Source organism: Bacillus sp. Nf3, from assembly GCF_003028545.1.
Taxonomy (GTDB): domain Bacteria; phylum Bacillota; class Bacilli; order Bacillales; family Bacillaceae; genus Bacillus; species Bacillus safensis.
Genome location: NZ_PYUA01000001.1, coordinates 799,607 through 825,788, shown reverse-complemented (window position 1 = coordinate 825,788; position 26,182 = coordinate 799,607). Strand labels below are relative to the sequence as shown.

The following is a 26,182-nucleotide window of genomic DNA, read 5'->3' as shown; positions in this document are numbered from 1 at the left end:
TTACTTAACCACTTTCGCACCAAGCGACTGCTCAAAGTGAGATAGTGCCCACTCGTGCCCCGCTTCATTAAAACTCGCCACAGCATTTTGGTGAATCACAAGTTCAAAGCCTTTATTGTACGCATCAACAGCTGTATGAAGTACACAAATATCGGTACATACGCCGGCTAAGTGAAGTTCCGTGATGCCGCGCTCGCGCAGTTTCATTTCTAATTGAGTGCCTGCAAAAGCAGAGTATCTTGTTTTTTCCATATAGTAGACATGTTTTAAATGTTTTGACGTGTGAAATAGTGAACTTAGTTGTCCATAAAGTTCAATACCCTCTGTTCCGCGAATATTATGGGGCGGAAATAACTTTGTCTCTGGATGATAAGGGTCCTCTTCTTCATGATGATCGACAGCAAAGACGACAAAGTGGCCTTCATCAATAAATGAAGAAGTGATCTCTGTGATCTTAGACTCAATCGCCTGTCCAGGCTTTCCGCATGTCAGTTTTCCATCGTCTGCAACAAAATCAACTGTATAATCAATACAAATCAACGCTTTGCCCATCCGCATCTCTCCCATATGCTCTTTTGAATCATTATAGCTTATTCATTTCACTAGGGAAACCTATTCAACAGATTCGTGAGAAAAAGCTTTTTGAAACAGCTCATCTTTTAGATAGATGTGCTCTTGATTGACCGCACTTGGCATCTCTATGACAAGACCAAATGGAGAGTGCGCTTCATGATGATTCACCACTTTAAACGAACATCCAGAGGCATTTGCCATTTTGACATATTGAGAATAGGAAGCATAGGACAATTCACCATTTAAAAGAACTGTGGCCTGGCGATTGGTCTTCAATATTTGTTCGACCTCATGATACGGTTTATTTCTTGATACCTGTCCCTTTGTCAGGGCGAGAAGCGCTCGTTCCCTTAATGAACCGAGAAACATTCTTCGTTCATCAGGTTTTGTTTCAGCATGTCCAAATATCCCTTGCTGCAAATAAAAGTCTACGGATTCTTCTTTCATCGCTGTTTTCACTCCTGGTTTCTAAATTTACATTTCTGTGACCCAGTGCACAACCTTGAGTGCGAGGTCACGTGCTTCATCTGTTTCTACTCTTTCCATTAAGGATTGTTCAAGCGTATGGATGAGCTGCTCTTTTTCGTCCTCATACGCAATGGAAATACTCCATTCAATGTCAGGTACGGCAACAAGCGTTTTATATTCTTTTTTATTTTCATGTAAATATACATTGTAGGTCTTTGGTTGTCCGCTTGTGATGTGTGCTTTTCTAATTTTCATTTGACTCTGTTCACACCTCTTTTTTTTCTTACATCCATATCCATTGTACCATAAAAAAAGACAGCTTCAGAAAAGGAATTCCCTTTCAAAGCTGGCTACGCATTAAAGCTTTTTTGCTGGCTGATCAGGTCTATATCCCACACAAAAGTGACATTTGGACTGTTAAAAAATTGGACAAGATCTCCTGCATTATAAGTCCCTGAACCACCGGCAGAGTGATCGACACTTTTTGGCGAAATGGCAAAAACATCACCGAAATGTGCTGCCCCATTTCCGTACACACGATCAATATGAATAGGCCCAACAATCGCTGGCATCTTTCCACCACCTTTTCTTTCCTCATCATATGCCCAGCCTAAAAATACGTGTATGAAAAATAAAAAAGACAGCTGATCTGTGATCATCAGCTGTCTTTCTATGCGTTAAATGATTGAGGCTGGCCAAACAATGTAAAGTCCCAAAGCATCGTCGCATTCGGATCACTTGTAAGTGACATATAATCGCCTGAATTAAAGGCTCCCGCACCGCCAGTAGAGTGGTCTACAGCCAAAGGGGCAATGGCCAGGACATCACCGAAAGTAGCTGCACCGTTTCCTCCTAACGACTCGATATGAATAGGTCCAACGATTGCAGGCATCAGAATCTCCCCCTATCTGCTTATCTCAATCATCTTATGCAAAAAGGGAAAAGTTGTGCATCTGCCCTAGACGTTTAAATGCTGTTCTTTGCGAGATCGCTGACGCAGTTGAACCAATCTGACAATATTCAAGGTGATGGCTTTAAGCAGTGCATAGACAGGGACCGCAAAGATCATGCCAAGGATTCCGCCAAAGCTTCCTGCCCCAATTAATAGCAGGATAATGGTCAAAGGATGTGTGTTGAGGCGTTTCCCAATAATCAATGGAGAAATGACATTTCCATCAACTTGCTGAACGACAAGAATCACAATCACTGTCACCACAGCTTTTCCAGGCGAATCAAGAAACGCAATAAGCACAGCTGGTGCCGCGCCAAGATATGGCCCAAGGTAAGGAATCACATTCGTGACCGCAATGATAATACCGAGAATGAGCGCATATTTCACACCAATTAATAAGTACCCGATAAAACAAGCCACTCCAACAAATAAACAGACGACAATCTGCCCTTGTATGTAAGCCGCAAGCGTATCGTTTAATTCTTTAAAGATTTTCAATCCTTCTTTACGGTAAGGCATTGGCAAAAATTGAACGAGCTTGTCCGGAAACTTATGTCCGTCTTTCAACATATAAAACAAAATGAACGGAACTGTGATCACAGCTAAAGCAATATTGGCAATCACGCCAAACACAGCAGACATACTTGAAGCAATATTTTCCGGCAAATCTTTTAATGTCGAAACAATTGTCTGTTCAAACTTCGAGACGGAGACATAATCTTGATTCATCATCCAAGTAAATGTTTTAGAATGCGAGAAGTCATTCATAAATTTCTGCATATCCGTCACATAACCAGGGAAGCTTTTGACAAGTCCACCGACCTGCGTGACAATAATCGGTCCCGCAGCATTCACAATGAACGTGATGAGTCCGATGAACAAAAGATAAATGATCAGGATAGCCAGTGTCCTAGGAATTTTCTTGGACAAAAATCGAACAATTGGATTAAAGATGAAAAAGAGAATTCCAGCCAGCAAGATGGGAACAAACAAGGTTGAAGCAAATAAAATAATCGGCTGAAATAAAAACGAAACCTTTGTTGATACATAAACAATGAGTAAAACAAGTAATATTTGGAATGTCCAGAAATGAACTTTAGATTTTAACAAAGATGCTCCTCCTGTTACGTATTGATCTTATTAAAAAACTACTATTCAACCCACCTTCTGTCAACTGCTTCTTGTTTTAGAACCTTATTTTTTGTAAAAAAAAGAACAATTGGTATATCATGCACTTTTTCCAGATATACATTCTGTAAGCATGAAAAAAGCAGACACCTTTGCGTCTGCTTGTTACACTCTTTCACTGTGATCAGGCATCACCGATACAATTTGCTGGATCCGCACATAAAAAACTGATTTCGCCCCCGCCTCAATGACAATATGATCCGGCATGACTTCCTTCAATTTTCCACGCACCGTATCTTTTACTGTTTGAACAATTAATCTCATACCGATTACTTTCTGCAATGTTTGATAAACATATGGATCAACTAATGAAACAAGCTGTGGACTTCCTTGTTGTGCCATCCTACCTGCCCCTTTACTTGTGTATTTACCCACAGCGTATGCAATCACCCATGTGAATGTCACTCAGGGCAAACCTACAACATAAATGCCATATTTTGACATTTTATATAATTTTACATCTTTTGGAAGTATAATAGATTGGTGTTGCCAACAACTTAAATCATTTGAAGAGGTGAATGATCTTGAAAAAACTCATCTGTCTCGCTGCTGTCATGCTCTTTTTTTCCTTTGCAAGTTATGCGTATGCAGGATCAATTGGAGATGAACCTGGGACACCGGGGAAGTGGTTTAAAGGAGAAGCGCCAGTTCAAAAAGACGAGTCAAAACCGCCACTTGTTTTTGTTCACGGCATTAACAGCTCCTCCTCCACATGGTTCGACCGAAACGACATGGCAAAGCAAGCTGTTCTGAACGGATACGAAAGCGCATTCATAGATTTGTATCCAGATCAGGATACGAAAAAGAATGGCAAACTATTAGCAGAAAAGCTAAAAGAAATCTATGATGTGTTCGGTCGAAAACTCATTGTGATTGGTCATAGTAAAGGCGGGGTGGATACACAGTCCGCACTCGTGTATCACAATGCCCATCCATATGTAGAGAAGGTCATCACACTTGGCTCCCCTCATTACGGGACGCCGCTGGCAGATTTAGCGTATAGCAAGGGCGGAAGCTGGCTCGCGGAAATTCTTGGACAAAAAAGCGATGCGCTCTATTCTTTGCAAACAGGGCTCATGGCGGCTTTTCGAAGTGAAACCGACAAGCTGGAGAAGTTTCCTCAAAAATACATCACTTATTCGGGATCGGAATGGGGCACATTTGGCGGGGTGCTGTATTTAGGCGGCATGTATTTAAAGAGCTTTGGTGCAAACGATGGCGCCGTCACGGTAAGCAGCACAAGACTATCATATGCAAACAATATTTTAACAGGGAAATGGGATCACAACTCCATTAAAAACGGCACAAGCATGTTCCCTGTGTTCCAGCATCAGCTGCTGGCAAATGCCACAAGCACTGGAAACGAAAATATAGAGAGCCCGAACTCTACTGAGCTGAATACAGATGTTTATGTGAAAGGCGGAGAAAGTGAAAAGGATAAAACAGAAGCGTTCTATGTAGAGGAAGGAACGAATGGCTTATCGATTCAGTGGTTAAATGAAAGGCATGAGGCGCAGCCGGAAATCATCGCCCCAAATGGAGACGTCTTAACAAATCTGAAGACATCGGAAGCATCTTTCCCATATGAAGGCGCATTTTCGCACCATGTGCAAATCAATAAACCCGTTCCTGGAAAATGGACAATTCGATCAAATTCAGAAAAAATGACTCCTTATTTGCTGCTCGTATCCTTTGATTCACCATTAAATGAAGAAATCAAAGCAGAGGCAGCGAAATCAGGGGATGATGCATCAACCCATTCAAGCAGTCTGATTAAACGATTAAGCAAGAAAGTAGAAACCTATTACTTTAAGGATGCCCAAAAAGATCATCCTCTCAAAACAACTGCTTCATCAGCTGTTCAATTGAAAAAAGAGGGTGCTTATTCTGTCACGGTTCATTACACTGGACTCACTGCATCAGGTACATCAGCATTTAACCGTACCGTTATTCGCACATTGTATGTCGATCAGCATGGAAATATTCATGGAGACATTCCATACTAAACAGAGCGTTTCATGGGCTGAAGTGCCTGCTTCACTTTCTGATCCAATTCCGTGATTTTTTTCATTGCAAGTGATTCGTCTATTTGTCTGTAATGGTGATGCCCGCCAGGCTCTTCATCCATTTCATCTGCTTTCTTAACAATTTGCTGGAGTGTGTCCTTATGAAGGTCGCCCTCTGGCAAATATGAATCTGTATGAAGCAGAATCGCAAGCGCAATATCTTTGGCTGCCTTTGGTTCCTCACCGAGGCGTATGAGCAGTTTGTGAGCACGCTCTGCGCCTTTTATAGCATGAATATCATTCCGTCTATATGTCTCGTAATCCCATTCTCCGAGAGCTGTATACCATTCATAGTGGCCGATGTCATGCAAGAGGGCTGCTTTCACAGCGAGATCTGGATTAATCCCAGCCTGCACTGCCAGTTTGAATGCGTGATAAGCACAAGCAATCGCATGGGCTTTACCTGAACGATTTAAATATTTTTGAGCGACTGGATGGGTGTAAACATCCATTAATGTAACCTTTCTCATGGAAACCCCTCCTTATCTATATTTTTAGCATCCTAACATATTCTGAAAAGAAACTCAAATATTCTGTTATATTTTCTATGAGTCTCCAAAACAGCTTATGTCAAATAAGCTGTTTTTGCTTGTACAATACGAAAAAAGCAGTCGTTATGACTGCTTTTTTTCTTCTTTTCAGCGTGATATGAAAACCCTTGAAGTCTAGGAAGGTCGAGTACTGGCGCGGAGCGAATTTGACATTCGTGAGCACCAGCACGCAGGCCTGACACCGAATGCAAGGGTTTGTCTTTACGCTGCAGCAGTCGTTATGACTGCTTTTTCACATACTCACGTGCATCGTAGACACATCCGCCAGCTGGATCATCTCCTAAAAGATCGAGCAAAATACCTGCGACTTCATCTGGACTCTTCAGTGTGCCTGTTTCATATAATTGCTGAAAACGGTCTATTTGTTCAAAGTCTTGTTTTGATGACTTCCGAATTTCCCCCTGCATATCTGTATCGATCGTGCCAGGTGAAAATGAAAACGTGTTGATCGGATGCGCCTCGTCCTGCTGTTCCTCATGAAAAGTCCTCATAAACATATCGAGTCCTGCCTTTGAACTGCAATACGCACTCCAGCCTTTGTATGGGTTTTTCGCCGCTCCAGAAGAGAGATGAACGATCGTTTTCTTCCCGTTAAAAGATTGAGTCTGTTTGGCAAACACATGGCTCAGCAAAACAGGAATGACAAGATTCAACTTGTAATGCTCATGAAGCGTATCCTGTCCGCCTTGTCCAACGCGTTTGATAGGTGTAACCATTCCTGCGTTATTGACGAATAAGATGTCATCAGCATCTGCCAGAGTTTGCGGCGTGAGACTATGTTGAAGCCATTTGGCCGCTGCTTCTTCATCCGTCAGATCGACCTGAGTATGTGTGAGCTTTGGATGGGATATCGGCGATGCACTTCTTGCTGCTGTGTACACAAGATCTCCGCGTGAAAGCAGCCTGTTCACAAGTGCTAGGCCAAAACCTTTTGATCCGCCTGTAACGATTGAAATTCGAATGACAATCTCCTCCCTTGATATCACTATTTTACGTAGTGAAACGGTAGGACATCAAGCAATCTGCATAAAGAAAAGCCTGCCTCTTTTAAAAGAGACAGACTATTTCTTTTCAGCCTTCGCATTCACCTTTGGAATCAGGATAATTATCACGACGAGACCAAGGGCTATCAAGAAACCAAAGATAATCGGGAGCAGTGCTGATGTCTGCTTCTCATGTTCATCCTCAGAAGGTGCTGATACAGCCGAATCACTAAAAGAGATATTCATCTCTTTCATCATGTGAGCTGGTGTTTTGGGTGGGTTCTCTTTTAGATCACTGAAAAGCTGCGGAGAAAGAGATCCACCCGGGGCTTTAGGCGGTTCAGCAAAATGAATGTCTGTTTTGACCTTTGACGTTGTTTTACTTTGTTCATATTTCGTTTGATCCCTCAATATACTCGAGTTAATATTGAGCTCCTTTTCCTGATATTCATTCGGCTTGACATTCGTATCCGTATCTTCACCAGCAGCAAAAGCGGCAGGGATGAGGAGAAAAAGGGAAACGGCAGCGAGTGCCGCCCCTTTCACGAATAGATTAAGCTTCATGAGTCACATCACGTTCCTCTGTTTTATCTTTCCATAGCTTTTTCACAAGCGGTACGACCATGAAAAGGACAGTTAAAATCACTAACCCTGTGACGCCCATTCCAAAGGTGTCTCCATTTCCATATTGGATCGACAGGTACACGTCTGTCACTGGATTGGTAAAGTGGAAATTCGGCATCACCAAATCAATTAATGGTGCGACAAAGAAGAAAATAAGCGCCGTTGCTGCCATCCATCCGGCAATGGAACCGAAAAGGAAGGCCGTGCGAATAAAGGCAGAGCACGCCACCAATAACAAAATGGTGAAGATCGACCATTGAATGGCTTGATCATCTGCAAGTTTGTAAATGTTCAGTCCAAACAAACTGATCATGAGTCCAACTAATAGATTCAAGATGCCAAACAGTGCACCTTTGACCAGCATCGGAGCTGACGCATAATACGAGCTGAAAAAGCCAATTAACAAACTGCTGATCATCACAATGACCAAAATGACCACCGGCGGTACAGTCTGCGTTTTTTCTTCCGGCACATCGCCGCTGATTTTCAGCGGATTGGCTAAATGGTTATACACATAGTTGCTGTTGCCTTGATCACTTAATGTATTTCCTAAAATACCCTTTAAATCTTGCTGAACAAGTTTTGTAGAGTCGACATTCTTGCTCCAGTTTTCATTCAGCGTATCTGCTTTTTCTTGTACTGTTGTGACACTCTCTTCAATGTTATTCGTATAATCCGCCACCCCTTTTTGGCGGTCGGTTAACGAACTCATATTTTCAGAAAGACGAAGCACTTCCTGACCAATTGAATCCTGTGCACTGACAACAATTGAACTGCCTGCAAGGTCTGCTGTATATACCGCATCTCCTTGATCAGCCATTTGCTCAGCTACATTGTCCGCACTTTCAGAAATTGTCTGTAATTCCTGTTCCATGCTTGCCTGCTGAGTCGTGATGTACTCAGCATAACCATCTGAAAACTTCTGCATCTCATCAATAAAAGTAGACACATCATCGTTTGATGTCAGCATCTGGTTTTTGAGCTTATCCCAGTTTTCTGTTTCTTCTTTTTTGATGGAGAGGATGGATTGGATTTCTTCTCCTTTTGTGTCATAAAGAGAAGAGTTATTAGATGGTTGATAGACATTTGCGATCATCAGCTCTAGCTGAGAGAGTTGATTTGAATAGTCCATTAATTTTTTAGTTCTTGTTGATTTCGTTTCGAATTTTTTCTCAAAAAGATTATCGCTAAAGACATTACTAATCGGTGAATTTCTGCGCTTCAGCTCTTTTACTTTGCTGACAATGGATGATTCCTGATTTTTGATTTCATTTGGAATGACATTATATCGATCTTGTAACGATAGAATCATCTTTTCAAGTTTATCTACTTTTTTCGTCAGACTCTCAAGCTCTTTACTCATTTGACTCACTTTGTCTTTCAATTCGTCATTATGAGCAGCAGCTTTTTCTTGAATTTTCTTTTTCACTTCATCTAAGCGAGTTGAGAGTGCTTTTAGGTCATCCTGCGATGAATTCTTACTGCTGGTATCTGGCTGAGCAGGATTTTCACCGCTTTCACCTTGTTCCCCATCTTCAGTCGAAGGCGGTGTTTCCGGTTCTCCTAATTGATCCGCAAGTTCGTTCATCTCTATTGAAATTTGTGAGAGTTCATTTGTTTCTTCATCTAAGTTAATCCCAATCTCTTCTGGATTTTCATTATCTTGGTCTGATGGCCCGTCATCATCAGAATCAACTGGCGGTTCCGGCTCGTCCATTAACTCTTGCCTTTTTGCTAATAGCTTTGTCTGCAGGGCTGATATTTTATTTCGATAATCTTCTAAGTAACGCTCTTCATACTTTTTAATCAGTTCTTCCTGAGACGTCTTCACAAGTTCCGTTAATCCCGTTGATTGCTTAGGAATAGCCTCTTCTCTCGACTTTTGAACAGATTGGATGGCGCTGTCAGTTGTTTTCAACTGGCTTTGTACCCCGTTGATGTCTGTTTTAAGTCCGCCCATTTGATCACTAAAGCTGCGGGCATTTTGATTTTGAATGTCAGCGAGCTGTTTGAGCCCTTGCTGGATTTGCTTTTGGTTTGTTGATTGCGCTTTGATCAAGAGATCCTTTTGTTTGTCTTGATACTGCTGGTATTGATCGACTACTTTCACAAAGTCCTTTAACTGGTTCTTTGCTTCTTCTGTTGTACTCAAGCCGTCTTTATATTGTTTCTGTGAATCGGCCATTGCATTTTTTAATTCTTCTATTTGTTTCTTCTGCTGCTGTACGGCATCTGATAATTTGTTCGAGTTCGGTTTATAGAAGTTGTACATCGTATTTTGGAATTCGACTTCTTTGCCGACAATATGCTCAAACTCTTCTCTCACATTGCCAATTTCCTGTGATACAAAACTCCAGTATAGCGTTGACATCTGTTCATTCATTTTCTTTTGCGCATTTTCCAGCTCTCTTTGCACTTTCTCTTTATTGACTGCATTGAGCTGATCTTGAATCGAAAATTGAATGGATGCCTTTTCCGGATGGTCTTTATCATAGCTCAGCACATTTTTAGAGAAGTCAGACGGAATATAGAGGACAGCGTCATACTTTCTGTTTTTCAGTCCATTTTCCGCCGCGCTGCGATTCACTACAGTCCATGTATAATCAGGACGCTCTGACAATGCTGCCACAACATCCTGTCCGAAACGAGCCGTGTTTTCACTTTCACTCGCCCCCATATCCTCATTGACCACCGCAATATTTCGTGTGGCATTCTTCTTCTGTTTTGCCGGATCATCTCCAATCAGGTGGAAAAATAAAACCGGCAGCACAAGAATTAATATCATGGTGGATATGATTTTGATGGAGCTTTTTTGCTGCTCTGTCATTGAACACTCTTCCTTTCTACCGCACATAAAGGAACCTGGATTTTCTTCTCTTTCCCGTTTTCAACCAAATAGCCGAAGCCTGGCTGAATGTCTGGTTCTTGTCTTGCATACGGAAGCGGTATGATGTTTTGCTCTGATTTTTTCATGAGTAACATGGCATGACGAACTTGTTTGATTTCGTTTGTGAGTGCATCATAGCCCTTGCTGAACTCGGTATGATTCCCTGATGCAATCAGGCTGAAGCCTAAGTGCGCATATGACTTCATGAAATCAGCCAATTGATCTTGAAGACGCGGATCGATCGTCTGCTGAAAACGCGTAATGCCATCAATCACAAGCACAATTTGAGGAAATGACAGCTGATCGGTCTCCCCTCGGCGTACAGCTTCGACATACATCTCTTCCCGCACCTTGAATAAGCGGTCCATTTCTTCTGCCCATTCCGTGATATCATCCTTTGTTTCAAGGTAATCAATGTTCTCTTCTTTTGCATAATGGGATAGACCTCGATCAATCGAATCAAAGACAGCCAGTTTTTCAGGCTTTGCCACTAAAAGCTGATCAAGCATTAGCTTTGTCACATTTGTTTTCCCGCGCTGCGTTTGACCGATGATGAGGCAATGTTTATTCTTTTTCAAGTCAAAATAAACAGGTGCCACAGATTCCTCATCTAATCCGACTGGAATGTCATAAGGCGGTTTTTGTTCATCTAAACGACTCTCAAGCTCCCAAACTGTCAGCTTATCAGGAAGCATCGGCACAGGCTTTGGTTTTTCGGCTGCTTCAAAGCGGTCATGAAGAAGCTGTATCTCTTGTTTCAGATGCTCAAACAATTCGAGATCGTTCTCTCCTTCAACTGGCAGAAACATTTGCGCAAAATAAAGCTCTTCTTTGTTGATAATCACTCGTCCTGGGATCGGCTCTAAACTGAATTTCGGTCTGCCAATAATCGAGTACGCCTCTCCTTGATCCATTAAGTAATGGACAATCTTAGTTTTCAGATTGTTCATCAGCGATTGACGCACTGCATTTACCCGGGTCGCCGTAATCAAGAAGTATATACCTAGTGATTGTCCGTCACGGCTCAGTTGAATAAATTCAGATTCGAGATCATGCATTTCGTCTTTGACAATGTCAAAGTTATCAATCACGATAAAAATGAACGGAAGCTTTTTCTCATTTAAGGCATTGTACATTTTGATATGACTCATTTCTTGCTGCCTGAATAACCGCTTGCGATATTCAACCTCTTCCCGCAGACGCTTCATTGATTTTTGAATCTTTCTCATCTGATCCATTAAGAAATAATCCGCCGTATGCGGCAGTTTGGCTAACGGAAGCAATGTTCCGTTTCCAAAATCATAAATATATGCGTGCCATTCTTCAGGTGAATACCTCTCCGCAAAGCTCATCAATAGTGTTGTAGCAGCAAGTGATTTGCCGTAGCCGGAGGAACCAAAGATGCCAATGTTCCCATCTTCCATCATTTGATAAGAAAGTGGATGCTGGCTTTGCTGATCTGGTTCATCGACAAGCGCAAAATGGAAGACATGCTCTTCACTCGACGCGTAACGTGTTTTTGGAATCCGCTCTTCAAGCGGCGGAAGCCATGGACTTGGCAGCTTCTCAATTCCAAGCTCTTGCTGCATACGTTCAATTTCATCCACAACAGCAGAAATTTCCGTCACTGTCTCTTTTTTCACTGCTGGCTCTGTGCTTACTCCTGATAACGGAATAAGACCAGTATCTGTCACAATGGCAATATCATCTTCTGAGCCGTAGCCATCTTCCATATATGGTGCACCGCTCCAAGCTGATTGGAACAATTCATAAATTTCATTGTTGCCCACTTGTAAATAACCGCGGCCTGTAACGGTAATGGACGCTGCATCACTATTTTTCAAAATTTCCTTACTGTCTGACGCATCTTGCACTTTTAGCGCGACCTTAAAACGGGAGTTACTCCAAATCTGGTCATCAATGACCCCGCCTGGCTTTTGGGTAGCTAAGATAAGATGGACCCCGAGGCTTCGGCCGATACGTGCAGCACTGACAAGCTCCCTAATAAAGTCTGGCTCTTCACTTTTTAATTCAGCAAACTCATCAGAGATTAAGAACAGGTGAGGCATTGCCTGCTCAGCCTTTTTCTCCTTATAGAGCTTCGTATAATCATTGATGTGATTCACATGATACTGATCAAACAGCCGCTGTCTTTTCTTCAATTCACTTTTAATTGAGGCCAGCGCTCTTTCACTAAAGTTCTTGCTGCCTTCAATATTGGTGATCGTTCCAAGTAAATGAGGAATATTTCGGAACGGCTGCGCCATTCCGCCTCCTTTGTAGTCAATCAACAGGAAAGCAACTTCGTGCGGGTGAAAATGTACAGCGAGCGATAAAATATACGTCTGTAAAAATTCACTTTTCCCTGATCCCGTTGTTCCCGCCAATAGTCCGTGCGGGCCATGTGCTTTTTCATGCAAGTTCAGATCGACAATGTCGTTTTTCCCTTTATAACCGATTGGCACTGATAATGATTTGGCCGTTTCTGAAGTCAGCCATTTTTCACGAATGCCAATATCATCTACCTGTTTGGCATGGAAAAGATCAAGGAATGAGACCGTCTCAGGAATCGAATTGGTCATACCAACTTGATGATCTAATGTTCTCAGGGTTCTGGCAAACAGTTCATTGTCCCCGCGCTGATGTGTATCAAGTTGAAACGGAATTCTTACTGCCTTCTTGTGCTGAATGAGAATATCTCCTTCTTCTTCGTTAATATAACGGACAAGCGTCGAAATATTTTCAGCTAAACTTTCCTTTGTTTCTGCTGCAAAGATGATGGAAATACCAAGATCTGTCCGGCTGCCTTCTAAGTATTCTAAAATCACATGCTCGGCAATGAGCTCATGATTTGTCACGATGAACACAAAATGAGGCGTAAAGATTTTCTTCTCTTTTTCTTCTTCTAAATCACGCTCACGTAAAATTTCATAGATTGAGGACAACAGCTGATCACGTGTTTGTTCGTTGTAAATAAACCCTTTGCCATATGTATGAGGCAGCTGGAAGTGCGGAAGCCATTTCATCCATTCCCAATTCTCATACTCCTGCTCATGAAAGATAAAGACAAATCTCAAATCGTGATAGCTGTGCGAGAAAGCAAGCTGTCCGACAAGCTGATGAAGCTCATTTTTCACAATCGCAGGCTTCCCAATTAATCCTGTTGGACCATCCGCAAGGCCGAATGTAATCGGGACATTCTTCACTTCACGATATACTTTTTGCATGTGCTGCGTTTGTTCCATTAAGTCATCAATATCCCGGTTGGCCATATCGCCGCCGCTCATCGATAATTCATAGCTTGATGGGACTGCGCCCGTTCCAAGACGCAGATGCAAGAAGTCGTCACTTACAAGCGTCTTTTCCCAAATGCGGCCGCTGATTTCTGATGTTAAATACTTCATTTGTTCAAATGACGGATAATGATACGTCAAAATATATTGCTGGCGGTCATACAGCTCCTGCAGCTCTTTCCGCTTATTTTCTAAATAAAGAGAATAGACTCGCTGCCGCTTCTCTTCTCGTCTTTTGCGCTGTGATTTTTCTTTAAAGTATTGAACGGACGATGTAATTAACGTCATGATAAACATCGCCATCGACACGACAATAAAGATTCCGCGCGGCTGGATAAGGGCGACAATCCCCATCACAAGGAGCATAACAAGCGGCGGAAGGACAACAAGCCAAAGCCCTCTGCTGTTATTTTCACTCTCCTGCGAAGGAAAGCTAAAGGATACCCGGTCATCTGGTAAATCATAAATCAAACGCGGTGTACGTCTGTATGAAGGGTATTTTTGTTTTGTTTCTGTGCTTGGAGGTCTTGTTTTTTCCAAACGCGTTTGAAAAGGTTCGTAAGCTGTCACCTGTAATAAATCATCATCTATAAATGTCACCGTCAGAAAGTTCCAAAACAGCTCATCTCCGGCATAAACCTTCTCTGGACCGTGGATTTTTTTTCCGTTCACGTAAATCGTCTCGTCCTGAGGCATGACATACCATGTTCCTTCGATTTTCTCTAAAGTGAACTGGCTGGCATCTTGAAACATGGAATGAGCTTGTTCTTTCCACACATCAATCTCATCTTTCTCTTCACGTGAAAAAGACAGCTCAACTCTATTTCCTAGGTAATAAATATGCTGATCATGATGTGCATCCATTAAAATAAATGTGAGTGAACCAAGCTGATATGGTTCATGTGGAAGTAATTTGCCTTTCTTCTCATTCCCCTGATAAATAGTAAAACCATCATTCGGTTCATCAGGAGATAAACGAATTGTCCCTTCATCAAATGAAAGTGAAGGGATTGTCACCGTATGCTCTATTTCAGGTCCAATCAGAGCTTCTCGATTGAACTGCTCATCTAAACGGACGGTTTGATAATCCTCCTCATAAAAAACCCAAAGAAGACTCAAACGCTCCACCTCCTCATCGGACAGCACCAACTGTCAGTTGTATCGAAAGAATTATTTTTTCTCATCTTTTTTTGTCTGAGAGGTTTTCTTTTTCGCTTCAGATTCTTTCTCTTTTTTCTCTTGATCGGCTTTTGACTGCTCTTTTTGTTCAGCTGTTTCATCTGTTTGGCTTGCGCCCGAGGAGTCACTTGTGCTTGTCTCGGTTGTTTCTTTTTCTTCATATTTCGCCATTTCTTTAATGATTGGATCTAGTTGTTTTTGTTTTTCTTCAGCAGAAAGGCTGTCATCGTTTTGAATTTCATTGCGGTAGGCGACGAGTGCCGTGAATATGTACCTGTCGTCTCCAAGCACCCGTGCAATATCAAGTGCTTCCTTGCTATTGCCTTGTCCAATATGAATCCAGAATAGGAAGTATTGCGGATCTGTCTGTAATGTGTACGTTTCTGTGATTTCTTTTTTATGCTGATCAAGTAAGAGGCTGCCTTGATTCGTTTGTACATACGAAATGGCCAGTTCATATTGAAGTGAGACTGGCATTTTATTGGCTGGATATTTCTCTAACGTATCCACCACTTGACTGTACTGCTTGTTGAGATAATATTTGTTTGCCTCGACGTATGCTTCTTGTTTTGGCATGGCAAAAAAGAAGGTGTAAATGGTGTACACCAATGCAGGGATTAATAGGACAAGCAGACCTAGTCCGATGTATCGCTCAATCTTCCATTTCTTTTTAGGAATGGTTAAGAGCGTTTTTTCTTTCGTATCGATTGCTTTGATCTTTTGCTCAATCAAAGCTGACAATTCTTCCAGCGACTTCGTTTCACTAATTTCTTTTGCCAGCTCAGATAATTTCAACGTTTCATTGTAAGCCACATATTCTTGAAATTGATATTCATGGTCAACCACTCGAAGAACGACGGCCTTGACCTCTTTTAACAGGCGAAGTTCATCAGTTTCATATGGCGGGATGCTTTCTTTGACTCCATAATGCAAAAATGCAGGAGCTAAGCCTTGATGAAAAACAATGTTTTCAGGAGAAACAATAGGATGCAGCCGCTTCACGTCGTGTTTAAGAACTGCATCGACAAGCTGGTATGAAAAAATCCATTTGCTTTTTTCATCCTTTGCATGGATGAAACGAAATTCCTGATAGGCAGGAGGCGGTTGAATAGAAATGATGACCTCATCTTCAGTTAATTGAATCTCTTTCTGAAATGAAGGGTTGATGTCTTTGATCGGTGCCGCTTCTAAACCGTCTAAGAGTTTAATTGTCTCTTTTTGAAAAATAAAGGTATAGGTGCCTCCCTCTTTTTTCATGACTGCTTCTAATTGTTCTTCTAAATAGGAACTCTTTTTATCTGCCATTTACAAAAGTCCTTTCATAGTATTTCCAGCCTGTCTCCTGTGGTAATTCCACAGTCTGACAGCTTATATTCGCCTGAAAACACAGCTTTCTTATTGACTACTCGCACCCATCCGCCTTCCCGCTTTGGAAGCGAGATTTGTTTTGCCTGCCAGGCGATATGGATGACTTGTTTAATATGTAAATAATTTGATAGTCTCAAATCAAACACACTGCCATCATAATTTTTTAAGTCGATGGTAATATCGATATACACAAATTTCCACCTCACAAAATAGAAAGAGCGCCGGCATCCATTGACAGACTCGGCGCTGTTTCTGCTTTTCACACTTAGAAAGGAAATCCCCTTGATTAGCCGCGGATTTGGCTTGCGATGTCTTGGTCAGTGCTTTCAAGTGTATTTGCCGTTTGATCAAGCTGATTGCTGACATCTGTTAATAGATCAGACATTTTGATAAATGAAGGCTTAAGCTGTTCGTATTGATCAGCAAATGCTTCACTAGAAGCACCTTCCCACATTCCTTTTAAATCAGAGATCATTCTATTTAGACGATCAACTTGGTTTAACACTTCTTGACTTTCAACACCATATTGCTTAGCGGTCGCTCTTAGTTCTTCTGGGGTTACGCGAATAATTCCTGACATATTCCTCATTACCTCCCGTGCATAGCCGCCATATAATGGGCTAATCCACTTATTTTTTGACGTTATTATTATAAAAACAGAAATGATACACAGTCAAACAAATCTGTTTTTATTTTACAAAATGAGTCTATAGAATTACTGGTTTTTCGCTTTTTATCTAGTATTTAACAGTTTTTTGGTCATATATTCTTAATAAGTATCCACCGACTTTGGTGGACCTTTCCGCCTATTGATTTTTTACTACGTTATTATTGTACTATTTCTTTTTCATCGTGCTTCAACATCCACTTGCTTGCTTCTCACACTTTTTGTTTTTTTAAGTTTATGGCAGTTTTTTGTTGATTTACGTACCTCATTCTCTTCATAATGTAAGTACGTGAAATATTCGAAAAAGCAGGGGTTTTTTATGACAAAAAAGACAGATCCGTTTAAGTATAGTCTTGATCGTTTAGAGGATGTGGCAGACCAAATAAGTGATGTGCTCAATTGCCCTATTACTATAGAAGATACTCATCATCGATTATTGGCATATAGCACACACAATGATTTTACTGATCCCGCCAGAACTTCAACCATTATCTCCCGCCGGGTACCAGAAAAAGTCATCAATCGGCTTTGGAAGGACGGCATCATTCCTACACTCCTTAAAACAGACGAACCGCTTCGTGTCCCTCAAATTGCAGAGGTGGGTTTATCTAGCAGGGTCGCCATTTCCATCTGGAAGGACAAAGAAGTGCTCGGATTTATTTGGGCGATTGAATCTACGCAGCCATTTTCAGAAGAAGAAATGGACCTTCTCAAAATGGCAGCACATGCCGTGAAAAACAAATTACTCAATTTACAAATTCGAAAAACGAAAACAGAGGAACGCAATCAGGAGCTTTTCTGGAAGATGCTCACGGGTCATATTCATGAAAAGGATGAGATGCTTGACCTTTTTTTAAGACTTGGCATCAGATGTCCAGACACATATGCCATCATCATCTTCCGTCTTCGTGACGAACTCACAGAGGAGACAGAAAAAAAGCTGTCCTATCTGCTTGAAACAACACAGCAAGTACAGGTATTGTTAACGACTGTTGATTTTCACGAATTCATTATTCTTGTCTCACCAAAAACAGAACATCCGCTTCAAGATATTAAACAATTCACAAGCGGCATGCTGCAGCAACTTGCGGACCGGTATCATATTCAGCATGTTCAGGCAGCAATTGGAGGAATTTACGATAACATCTCTCAAATTCAGCCTTCCTATAAAGAAGCACTGGCTGTATTAAAAACGAAAGAACGCTTTCCAGTTGAAACAGAACGTTTAAACAGCTTTTCTGAACTAGGCATTTATCAATATCTTGATGTGCTTGCTGAGAAGCGAAAGGGCTCTTCTTACTCCAGTTACTCTTTATCGAAGCTGGAGGATTACGACCTGAGGCATCATTCCAACCTTGTCGAAACACTTGAACGGTTTATTGACTGTGACAGCAATGCCAATATTGCCGCAAAGCAATTAAATATCCACATCAATACCTTAAATTATCGATTAAAACGGATTACAGACATCGCAGAAATTGATTTAAAAAACATGAATGAGAAAATGACCATATACCTTGATATGAAGCTAAAAAACGTCCATTTGTGAAATTTCACAAAGAGGCGTTTTTTTATTTTTTATTTCAACCGAAGAATTTTCTAAACTTTCAGGATACACTAGACATACAATATGAATAGATAAGCATAGGAGGAATAAACATGATCATCGGCATTCCGAAAGAAATTAAGAACAATGAAAACCGAGTGGCTTTAACACCAGGAGCAGCTTCTCAATTGCTTTCAGCTGGACATCAGATTTTGATTGAAACAAACGCTGGTTTTGGAAGCGGATTCACTGATGACGATTATGTATCTGTTGGTGCAGAGATTCTTGATCAAGCGAAAGATGTATGGGCATCTTCTGATATGATCATGAAAGTAAAAGAACCATTACCTGAGGAATATCCTTATTTCAGAGAAGGACTCATCTTATTTACGTACCTGCATCTAGCCGCAGAGCCCTCCTTGGCTGAAGCATTAAAACAAAAAGGCGTTACAGCCATTGCTTATGAAACCGTAACGGACGGAAAATCACTCCCTCTTCTCACACCTATGTCTGAAGTAGCAGGCAGAATGGCCGCTCAAATTGGTGCACAATTTTTAGAAAAGCCAAAAGGTGGAAAGGGTATTTTACTTGCAGGTGTACCAGGGGTATCAAGAGGAAAGGTCACCATTATTGGCGGCGGGGTTGTTGGAACAAACGCAGCGAAAATGGCAATCGGACTTGGCGCAGATGTCACCCTGATTGATGTAAACGCAGAACGCCTGCGTCAGCTGGACGACCAATTTGGCCATCAAATGAAAACGTTAATGTCCAACCCTGTCAACATTGCAGATTCAGTCAGTGAAGCAGATCTTCTCATCTGTGCTGTGTTGATTCCTGGTGCCAAAGCACCGACGCTTGTGACAGAAGAAATGGTGAAACAAATGAAGCCTGGTTCTGTCATCGTAGATGTAGCGATTGATCAAGGCGGCATTGTCGAAACCATTGATCATATCACAACCCATGACCAGCCTACTTATGAAAAACACGGCATATTGCATTATGCTGTCGCCAACATGCCAGGTGCGGTTCCGCGGACATCAACTGTTGCGTTAACGAATGTCACTGTTCCATATGCACTGCAAATTGCGAATAAAGGCGTTGCAAAAGCCATTAGAGAAAACAATGCCATCGCAGAAGGTGTCAATGTCATGAACGGACATATCACGTACGAAGCGGTCGCTCGTGATCTCGGCTATGATTACGTACCTGTCAGCAAAGCCATCGATGCCACTTTTATGACTGAAGCTTAATCAACTACCCGCCCTCTTGATGGGCGGGTTTTTATTGTTAACTCAAAATAAAAACAAGTTGACAAAATTTCTTCTTCCCCTTAATCTATTTGTACAGATAAGACAGGGGGAAACATCATGCAAAAGAAGACACGAACTGCTGACTTTGTGCTAGTCGGAATGTTTGCTGCACTCATGGCTATCGGGGCCAATATTACATCCATTGTGCCGTTTTTACAGGTGGGCGGAATTCCACTTACGATGCAGCCGTTTTTTTGTGTGCTTGCCGGTCTCTTACTAGGCAGACGGCTCGGGGCATTAGCTATGATTGTCTATGCCTTGGTTGGAATTGCTGGTGCACCTGTATTCGCTCAGTTCTCTGCGGGCTTTGGGGTCATTTTAGGCAAAAGCGGCGGCTTTGTATTATCATACATCCCTGCTGCCTGGCTTGCCGGATTCATTCTAGAAAAAAGAAAAAACCCTGGCTTTGGCCGCTTTTTGCTTGCAGCCATTGCTGGTACGACCGTGATGTATGTGATTGGAACGACCTATACATACCTCGCATTAAATGTATGGCTCAATGCACCGATTTCCTATCAAACCACATGGTTCTTTATGATCTGGTTTATGGTAAAAGACTACGCATTGACTATATTACTTGCGATGCTGGCACCTAAAATTTATCGCTCTGTATCCAAAGCCACATCCTTTCGAAAACAAGAAGCAGTATCATAGAAAAAAGAGCCTGTCTTCATTCAGGCTCTTTTTTCATCATTACTCAGCGTATTGATCTATGATTTGTTCTAGCATTCCTTCAAGTACTTCTACATTTTCAAGATCTGATGGACTGAAGCGGTAGCGCGCAAGCTGTTCTCCTTCATTATACATCTCTTCGAGCCATCCTCTCAGGCCTCTTGCTCTGCGGTCGACTTCAAAAACAATGTCTAAGCCGCCTTCATCTATCAGAAAAATCAGCTCTAGCTCATCAAGCATATAACGATAGTAGTCTGATGTCGGAATGAACTCGAATTCTTGGACGAATGGCAGGCGCCGCTGAAAGTAAGGTGCTTGTTCACAGTCTGCTTCGTTCAGGTGGAAGCCAAGATTTCTAGTGGCCTCCAGTACATTTCTCACCCAAGGATGTGCTTCAACGAAAATGCGGTCATAGTCAGATTTATCGATTCCGCCTTGGATATCAAGGTCTGTCATTACTGCAATTTCTACTTTTCCGATCGTCATTGGGGTATCGATAGGAAGAATAAATGAAAACGGAAATTCATGCTTTTCTCCAGGCTGAATAGTAAAAGAATCCGTCACCCGTAAAGTAAAGATATTCACATATTTTCTATGCTCTTCATCATCTTTCACAATCACATACTGTGTTTGAATCTTGACATTGATATAGCGGATGTCCTGAGCAATTTTTCCGCCCTTTACATGGACAGTTCCCTTTACTTCTTGTCCTGGAAAATAAGCGTTTTTCTCTAAAATGGTATCTACTTTTGCTGCACCAATCCCAGCACTTGCCGCTAGCTTTTTAAAAAATGACATATCCCATCTTCCCCTTTTCATTTTTATCAGCATATATACGTAAGATAGAGGAAGAAAGATTCATTTAATTCATACTTTTGTCCTAATTATTTTTTCATCTACGAACAACAAAAAAGCTTATAGAAAAAACATCATCGTTTTCTCTACAAGCTTTTCATTTTACAGAATAATCGCCGCCAGCCAGCCAAACAGAACAAGCGGAATATTATAATAGATAAAAGTCGGGACACAAGTTCCCCAAATGTGGTGATGCTGTCCATCCATATTCAATCCAGATGTTGGTCCAAGCGTACTGTCACTTGCAGGTGAACCTGCATCTCCAACAGCCGCAGCAGAGCCAATAATGGCAATGGTGGCCATTGGACTAAATCCTAAGTGTAAGCAAAGTGGAACAAAGATGGTTGTAATAATCGGAATCGTTGCAAATGATGATCCGATCCCCATTGTCACAAGCAGGCCGACAAGCAGCATTAAAATCGCTGCAAGGCTCTGGCTGTTGCCGATAAATTGGGAAGATGCTTTGACAAGAGATTCTATGTCTCCTGTTTTTGTTAAAACGTTGGCAAACCCAGCGGCAACAAGCATGACAAAACCGATAAATGCCATCATATTCATTCCAGATGTAATGAGTTCATCTGCTTCATCGCGTTTCATCATTCCAGTCACAAACAAGACAAGCAGTCCTGCGAGTGCACCGAAGATCATTCCTTCCACACCAAGGCTTTGCGATAGATAAAGCTGGACAATCAACGAAACGAGAATAGCAAGACCGGCAAAGAATAAGCTTTTTTTCGTATAAGCCGATTTCTCTACATCTGTAATTTCACGATTCTCATATACCTTCGGCTTTCGATATACAAAAATGGAAACGATCAAGCCAAGAACCATTCCTGCTACAGGAATCAGCATCGCATACGGAATATCTGCAAGGTTTACGGTCAGACCCGCTTCCTTCATATTGTCACGAAGCATTCCGTGGAAAATCTGTCCAAAACCGACTGGAAGTAATATATATGGTGCAGTGAGTCCGAAGGTAATGACACACGCTAGCAGTCTGCGGTCAATCTGAAGCTCGTTAAACACCTTTAATAACGGCGGAATTAAGACTGGGATAAAGGCAATGTGAACAGGAACGACGTTCTGTGAAAAACAGGACACGATCAAAATGACAAGAACGATGAGCACTTTTGATAGTGTTTTCCGTCTCGAATCGCCTTCTTTTCCTAGAAGCTTCACTGCTCCTTCAACCATGGCATCTGGAAGACCTGTTTTCGTCAGCGCCGCAGCAAATGCCCCTAATAACGCATAACTAATCGCCACGGTTGCATTTCCTCCGAGTCCGTCCGTAAAGGCGTCCACTGTTCCTCCCAAGCCTAATCCACCTGCAAGTCCGCCAGCTAAAGCGCCTATTGCTAGCGCAATCACGACATTGACCCGCAGCAAGCTTAATATCAACATTAAAACAACCGCTAAAACAACTGCATTCATGGTGAAACCCCCGAAATCCTTTAGTTTACTAATGTAGTAGATAATTAAAGTACCAACGTATGTTACCATAGAAAAAAAACTTCGTCAAATGGCATATGTCCTACATAAAAAAGCTCTGCCATCCGGCAGAGCCTTATTCTTTATTTTGTTCCTTCAAATCGTTCCACAAATGTAGCAAGTGATCTTACCATCACACCTGTTGCCCCTGTTGGCCCAAAGCATGAAGGTTTTTCTGTTGTTGCGGTTCCTGCAATATCTAAGTGAACCCAAGGCGTATCCTCTGCGAATTCACCAATGAAAGCACCTGCCATGATCGCATGACCATCACGGCCTGGTGAGTTATTGAGATCAGCCATTTTGCTGTTTCGTACTCGTTTCTTATCTTTTTCCGTGATTGGCAGCTGCCAGATCATTTCACCGCATTCTTCTGATGCTTCTTTAAACTGAGCGTACAGCTCATCGTTATTGGTCATTACGCCTGTTGTCTCATTTCCAAGCGCCACAATGACACCGCCTGTTAATGTGGCCACATCTACAAGGACAGAGGCACCGTGCTGCTTCGCATATGTCACCCCATCTGCTAAAACAAGACGGCCTTCTGCATCTGTATTGAGCACTTCGATTGTTTTCCCGCTTAGTGACACAATGACGTCGTCTGGCTTCATAGCGTCTGCGGAAATCATATTATCCGTTGAGGCGATGACCGCAATGACATTTTGCTCTGGGCGAAGTTCCCCGATGATTTCCATTGCGCCTAAAACAGAGGCTGAGCCGCCCATATCTGTTTTCATGCCAACCATACTCGCTCTTGGCTTTAAAGAGTAGCCGCCGGTATCATACGTGATGCCTTTACCGACAAGACCGATGACGTCTGTCCATTCTTCCTTGCCTTGATATTTCAGCACGATGAGTTTTGGCGGTTCTGTTGAGCCTCTATTGACGGCTAAAATACCGCCCATTCCGAGCTCTTCCATTTGTTCTTTATCTAAAATTTCAATTTCAAATTCATATTTATATGCAAGCTCTGCCGCATACGAAGCCAGATCAGAGGATGTGAGCATGTTCGGAGGCATATTCACAAGGGTACGGGCCGAATTGACTGACTGTCCGTACACTTCGCCGACTTTCAGACTCGCCTGAATTTCAGCTTGATCATGCTCCGTCGTTGCATAAACAAACTCGATGAAACGATCTGGTTCATTTGTTTTATGTTTAAAATCCTGCAATTCATATGTAGCTAAAAGGCAGCTTTCAGAAAGGGCATGGGCTGCATCTTGGGCAGGCAGATCCTTTCCAATAAACGTATCCAGCAAGACAGAAACCGCTTGCTTTTTATCTTGATGAAGCTTTTTAAATAAATGGGCAAACACTTCTTTTGCCTCTTCAAACGTGTAATCTGATTCCTTCCCAAGCCCGACAAAATAAATGCGTTTGATGCCTGTTTCAGGGGATGGGAAAAACTTCGAAAGCTGATTTCGTTTGGATGAAATGTCGCCTTCTTTTAATAATTCAGTGATTCTTCCTTCAAGTAATTCATCCATTTCTTTTGCTTTTCCTGATAATTGGCTCTTTTGAAAAAGTCCGATCGCCAGTGTATCTTTATGCTGCAATTCATTTGTCGAGAAAAACATATTTATCACACGCTCCTTAATGAACTCCATTTTTCACATTGGAACTTCTATTATATCAAAATTTGCGTGCCTATACGATCATTGCCAGTCTGTCTTTACTTGATGAACATTTATATTTTCACACGTGGAAGGGCATCATGAAAAAGCAGCGAAAACCTAAGCAGCCTGTCCGTGTTCTCCTCGTTCCACATCTAGTTTCTTTAATGTTATAATGAACATGGACTTGGCAGCATTTTTTACTGCTATCATTTTTTCATCATACTAGGATTTTTAGTTCATCATTTCGCACGATATTTTTTCTTAAAGAGAGGATGTTTCTTGTTCATGAGCGTACTGACGAATTTTCCGCTGCTTGCCAGCCTAGCAGCCATCTTTTTTGCACAATTTGTAAAAGTACCGATTCAATTTATTATTTCTAGACGACTAGATTGGTCGCTCATTACAAGCACAGGCGGAATGCCAAGTTCACACTCCGCAGCAGTAACAGCACTCTCCACAGCAGTGGCTTTAGAGCACGGGCTAGATACATCTATCTTTGCCATTTCCGCCATCTTTGCCATTATTACTATGTTTGATGCGACAGGCGTTCGTAGACAGGCAGGAGAACAGGCGACTGTTCTCAACAAGCTCGTAACAGATTTTAACCGATTTGTTTCCGAAGCAAAGAATTTCCAAAATGCGGAAGAAAAAGAAAAGCAAAAGAAATTAAAAGAGCTTCTTGGTCATAAGCCGATTGAAGTCTTCTTCGGCGGTTTAACAGGGATCTTGCTGACACTCATCTTAGATTATTACTTCATGTAGAAGCGAAAAAGCTTTGGACCTTAAATGGCCCAAAGCTTTTTTATTCTTTATTGGCTTGAAACTGCTGACGGAATACTTGCATCGATTCTGCTTCATTGAGCTGATTTAAGTCTTTTTCCGTTAACGTCCCTTCACCCTTTTTGATGATATACACATCGAGCACTTTTTTACCCCACTCTCTATACACATCATCAACGGTTTCATAGTATAAATCAAGCTTATGACCTTTAATCGCTTTCCCGGTATCTGCAACGACACCGTAGCCATAGTTTGGGATAAACAGCACCGTTCCAATCGGAAAAACGGATGGGTCGGCTGCCACTGTTGAATATAAATCACGTTTCACTTTGACGCCTGAATATGTAATGCCATATGCATGATGTTCCTTCGTTTTGCCTGTTGATTCCACACCTGCTGTATAGCCGGTTGCCACAACCTTCTGCTTCGGATAATCGTTCCAATTAAACGCTTCTTCGAGAGAAACAGATCGCATGTCTTCACTTTTGAGTGCCATCGTTTCCCTTTTTGGCTGCTGAAAAAAAGAAGATACTTGCTTGCCCGCATCGGTCTCTTTCACCCATGCAGCTAAATCACTTGGTTCGACTCCAGATATGCCCGTAAAGCTTGTCAAAAGTGCAATCATGAATAGCGCTGTCATGAACAATCGTTTCATCCATGTTTTCATCTCTATTTGTCACTCCTCTACCCATCTATTTGTTTCCAAACAAAATGGAAACTATGCAAAGGAGAAACAAAAAAACCCACTTGCGTGTCCACAAGTGAGTTAAAACATTTGATACCCTCTTTTTCGAAGTGCATTAATGACAAAACCTGATGCGATCGCACCGATCAGGCCGCTTAATAAGATGATGATATCTGCCGCAGCGAGTGAGACGATTCGGTCTCCTATTCCTGAAAAAGCAGTACCAGGCTCTCTTACATAAGCGATCATCTTTTGATTGTTAATAATGAAAAGGCATACAATTGGATATAAAATAGCCATAATCCATGACATTCTCAGCAGCATATTGAGCAAAAAACCAATGCCAAAGAATAACACGAAAAATAAAATAACTGAAATGATAACGACTGGTAAACTGATCACTTCATCTCCACCCCCAAATATCCCATCATTAG

The 26,182-nt window shown here is 41.8% G+C and carries 25 protein-coding genes; 5 read left to right on the top strand and 20 right to left on the bottom strand.

Annotated elements, in window-relative coordinates; all coding sequences use genetic code 11:
- From C9414_RS04100 to C9414_RS04070, 7 genes are all read right to left on the bottom strand, one after another.
- A complete protein-coding gene (locus C9414_RS04100; protein WP_024425949.1) occupies window positions 1–552 on the bottom strand; it encodes a cysteine hydrolase family protein in 552 nt (183 codons plus the stop codon).
- 60 nt (window positions 553–612) lie between these two features.
- Complete coding sequence (locus tag C9414_RS04095; protein WP_107163118.1) at window positions 613–1,020, bottom strand: YueI family protein; 408 nt, start codon at window positions 1,018–1,020, stop codon at window positions 613–615.
- Between the two features lie 27 nt (window positions 1,021–1,047).
- A complete protein-coding gene (locus C9414_RS04090; protein ID WP_058838084.1) occupies window positions 1,048–1,296 on the bottom strand; it encodes a YueH family protein in 249 nt (82 codons plus the stop codon).
- A 95-nt stretch (window positions 1,297–1,391) separates the two neighbouring features.
- A complete protein-coding gene (locus C9414_RS04085; protein WP_107163176.1) occupies window positions 1,392–1,613 on the bottom strand; it encodes a spore germination protein in 222 nt (73 codons plus the stop codon).
- 98 nt (window positions 1,614–1,711) lie between these two features.
- On the bottom strand, window positions 1,712–1,933 hold the full coding sequence (locus tag C9414_RS04080; protein WP_003213446.1) for a spore germination protein: 222 nt from the start codon (window positions 1,931–1,933) through the stop codon (window positions 1,712–1,714).
- Between the two features lie 66 nt (window positions 1,934–1,999).
- Window positions 2,000–3,103, bottom strand: a complete 1,104-nt coding sequence (locus C9414_RS04075) for an AI-2E family transporter (protein ID WP_039181146.1) — start codon at window positions 3,101–3,103, stop codon at window positions 2,000–2,002.
- A 183-nt stretch (window positions 3,104–3,286) separates the two neighbouring features.
- Window positions 3,287–3,523, bottom strand: coding sequence for a YuzF family protein (locus C9414_RS04070; protein ID WP_024423334.1), 237 nt, complete (start codon window positions 3,521–3,523; stop codon window positions 3,287–3,289).
- A 176-nt stretch (window positions 3,524–3,699) separates the two neighbouring features.
- Here C9414_RS04070 and C9414_RS04065 point away from each other — a divergent pair, with 176 nt between their 5' ends.
- Window positions 3,700–5,187: an esterase/lipase family protein gene (locus tag C9414_RS04065; protein WP_258182565.1), complete on the top strand. Its 1,488-nt coding sequence runs from the start codon at window positions 3,700–3,702 to the stop codon at window positions 5,185–5,187.
- Here the strand turns inward: C9414_RS04065 and C9414_RS04060 are convergent.
- The 8 genes from C9414_RS04060 to C9414_RS04025 all read right to left on the bottom strand — a co-directional run bounded on the left by C9414_RS04060 (window position 5,184) and on the right by C9414_RS04025 (window position 16,712).
- Window positions 5,184–5,717, bottom strand: a complete 534-nt coding sequence (locus tag C9414_RS04060) for an HD domain-containing protein (RefSeq protein WP_107163116.1) — start codon at window positions 5,715–5,717, stop codon at window positions 5,184–5,186. The two genes, C9414_RS04065 and C9414_RS04060, sit on opposite strands and share 4 nt — an antisense overlap.
- Window positions 5,718–6,016: 299 nt before the next feature.
- Window positions 6,017–6,760, bottom strand: a complete 744-nt coding sequence (locus C9414_RS04055) for a (S)-benzoin forming benzil reductase (protein WP_251181302.1) — start codon at window positions 6,758–6,760, stop codon at window positions 6,017–6,019.
- A 99-nt stretch (window positions 6,761–6,859) separates the two neighbouring features.
- Window positions 6,860–7,345 carry a type VII secretion protein EssA gene (gene essA, locus C9414_RS04050; RefSeq protein WP_107163114.1) on the bottom strand — a complete coding sequence of 162 codons (486 nt, stop codon included), beginning with the start codon at window positions 7,343–7,345 and terminating at the stop codon, window positions 6,860–6,862.
- Window positions 7,335–10,232: a type VII secretion protein EsaA gene (gene esaA / locus C9414_RS04045; RefSeq protein WP_107163113.1), complete on the bottom strand. Its 2,898-nt coding sequence runs from the start codon at window positions 10,230–10,232 to the stop codon at window positions 7,335–7,337. Before esaA ends, essA begins: the two co-directional genes overlap by 11 nt.
- On the bottom strand, window positions 10,229–14,704 hold the full coding sequence (essC, locus tag C9414_RS04040) for a type VII secretion protein EssC (RefSeq protein WP_024425958.1): 4,476 nt from the start codon (window positions 14,702–14,704) through the stop codon (window positions 10,229–10,231). Before essC ends, esaA begins: the two co-directional genes overlap by 4 nt.
- 51 nt (window positions 14,705–14,755) lie before the next feature.
- Window positions 14,756–16,069 carry a type VII secretion protein EssB gene (essB, locus tag C9414_RS04035; protein WP_107163112.1) on the bottom strand — a complete coding sequence of 438 codons (1,314 nt, stop codon included), beginning with the start codon at window positions 16,067–16,069 and terminating at the stop codon, window positions 14,756–14,758.
- A gap of 14 nt (window positions 16,070–16,083) precedes the next feature.
- On the bottom strand, window positions 16,084–16,323 hold the full coding sequence (gene yukD, locus C9414_RS04030; RefSeq protein WP_003213579.1) for an ESX secretion system protein YukD: 240 nt from the start codon (window positions 16,321–16,323) through the stop codon (window positions 16,084–16,086).
- A 95-nt stretch (window positions 16,324–16,418) separates the two neighbouring features.
- The gene (locus tag C9414_RS04025; protein WP_003213769.1) at window positions 16,419–16,712 is read right to left on the bottom strand and encodes a WXG100 family type VII secretion target; all 294 of its coding nucleotides are present in this window, start codon (window positions 16,710–16,712) and stop codon (window positions 16,419–16,421) included.
- A 406-nt stretch (window positions 16,713–17,118) separates the two neighbouring features.
- Between C9414_RS04025 and C9414_RS04020 the strand changes: the two genes are divergently transcribed.
- The 3 genes from C9414_RS04020 (at window position 17,119) to C9414_RS04010 (ending at window position 20,309) form a co-directional block, all read left to right on the top strand.
- On the top strand, window positions 17,119–18,348 hold the full coding sequence (locus C9414_RS04020; protein WP_039181162.1) for a sporulation transcriptional activator AdeR: 1,230 nt from the start codon (window positions 17,119–17,121) through the stop codon (window positions 18,346–18,348).
- Between the two features lie 110 nt (window positions 18,349–18,458).
- On the top strand, window positions 18,459–19,595 hold the full coding sequence (gene ald, locus C9414_RS04015) for an alanine dehydrogenase (RefSeq protein ID WP_047203321.1): 1,137 nt from the start codon (window positions 18,459–18,461) through the stop codon (window positions 19,593–19,595).
- 117 nt (window positions 19,596–19,712) lie between these two features.
- Complete coding sequence (locus C9414_RS04010) at window positions 19,713–20,309, top strand: biotin transporter BioY (RefSeq protein ID WP_034282595.1); 597 nt, start codon at window positions 19,713–19,715, stop codon at window positions 20,307–20,309.
- 39 nt (window positions 20,310–20,348) lie between these two features.
- On the opposite strand, the gene C9414_RS04005 is transcribed toward C9414_RS04010, so the two are convergent.
- From C9414_RS04005 to C9414_RS03995, 3 genes are all read right to left on the bottom strand, one after another.
- A complete protein-coding gene (locus C9414_RS04005; RefSeq protein WP_058838090.1) occupies window positions 20,349–21,125 on the bottom strand; it encodes a sporulation protein in 777 nt (258 codons plus the stop codon).
- Window positions 21,126–21,284: 159 nt separating this feature from the next.
- Complete coding sequence (locus C9414_RS04000) at window positions 21,285–22,613, bottom strand: Na+/H+ antiporter family protein (RefSeq protein ID WP_024425962.1); 1,329 nt, start codon at window positions 22,611–22,613, stop codon at window positions 21,285–21,287.
- Between the two features lie 140 nt (window positions 22,614–22,753).
- Window positions 22,754–24,244, bottom strand: coding sequence for a leucyl aminopeptidase (locus tag C9414_RS03995; protein ID WP_047203324.1), 1,491 nt, complete (start codon window positions 24,242–24,244; stop codon window positions 22,754–22,756).
- 324 nt (window positions 24,245–24,568) lie between these two features.
- On the opposite strand from C9414_RS03995, the gene C9414_RS03990 reads away from it, so the two are divergent.
- On the top strand, window positions 24,569–25,045 hold the full coding sequence (locus C9414_RS03990) for a divergent PAP2 family protein (RefSeq protein ID WP_047203325.1): 477 nt from the start codon (window positions 24,569–24,571) through the stop codon (window positions 25,043–25,045).
- Window positions 25,046–25,085: 40 nt separating this feature from the next.
- Here C9414_RS03990 and C9414_RS03985 read toward each other — a convergent pair whose 3' ends face one another.
- Window positions 25,086–25,730: a 3D domain-containing protein gene (locus C9414_RS03985; RefSeq protein ID WP_039181168.1), complete on the bottom strand. Its 645-nt coding sequence runs from the start codon at window positions 25,728–25,730 to the stop codon at window positions 25,086–25,088.
- A gap of 99 nt (window positions 25,731–25,829) precedes the next feature.
- Window positions 25,830–26,150 (bottom strand): YuiB family protein, encoded by a 321-nt coding sequence (locus C9414_RS03980; protein WP_039181171.1) that lies wholly within the window; start codon window positions 26,148–26,150, stop codon window positions 25,830–25,832.
- Window positions 26,151–26,182 lie beyond the last annotated feature (32 nt).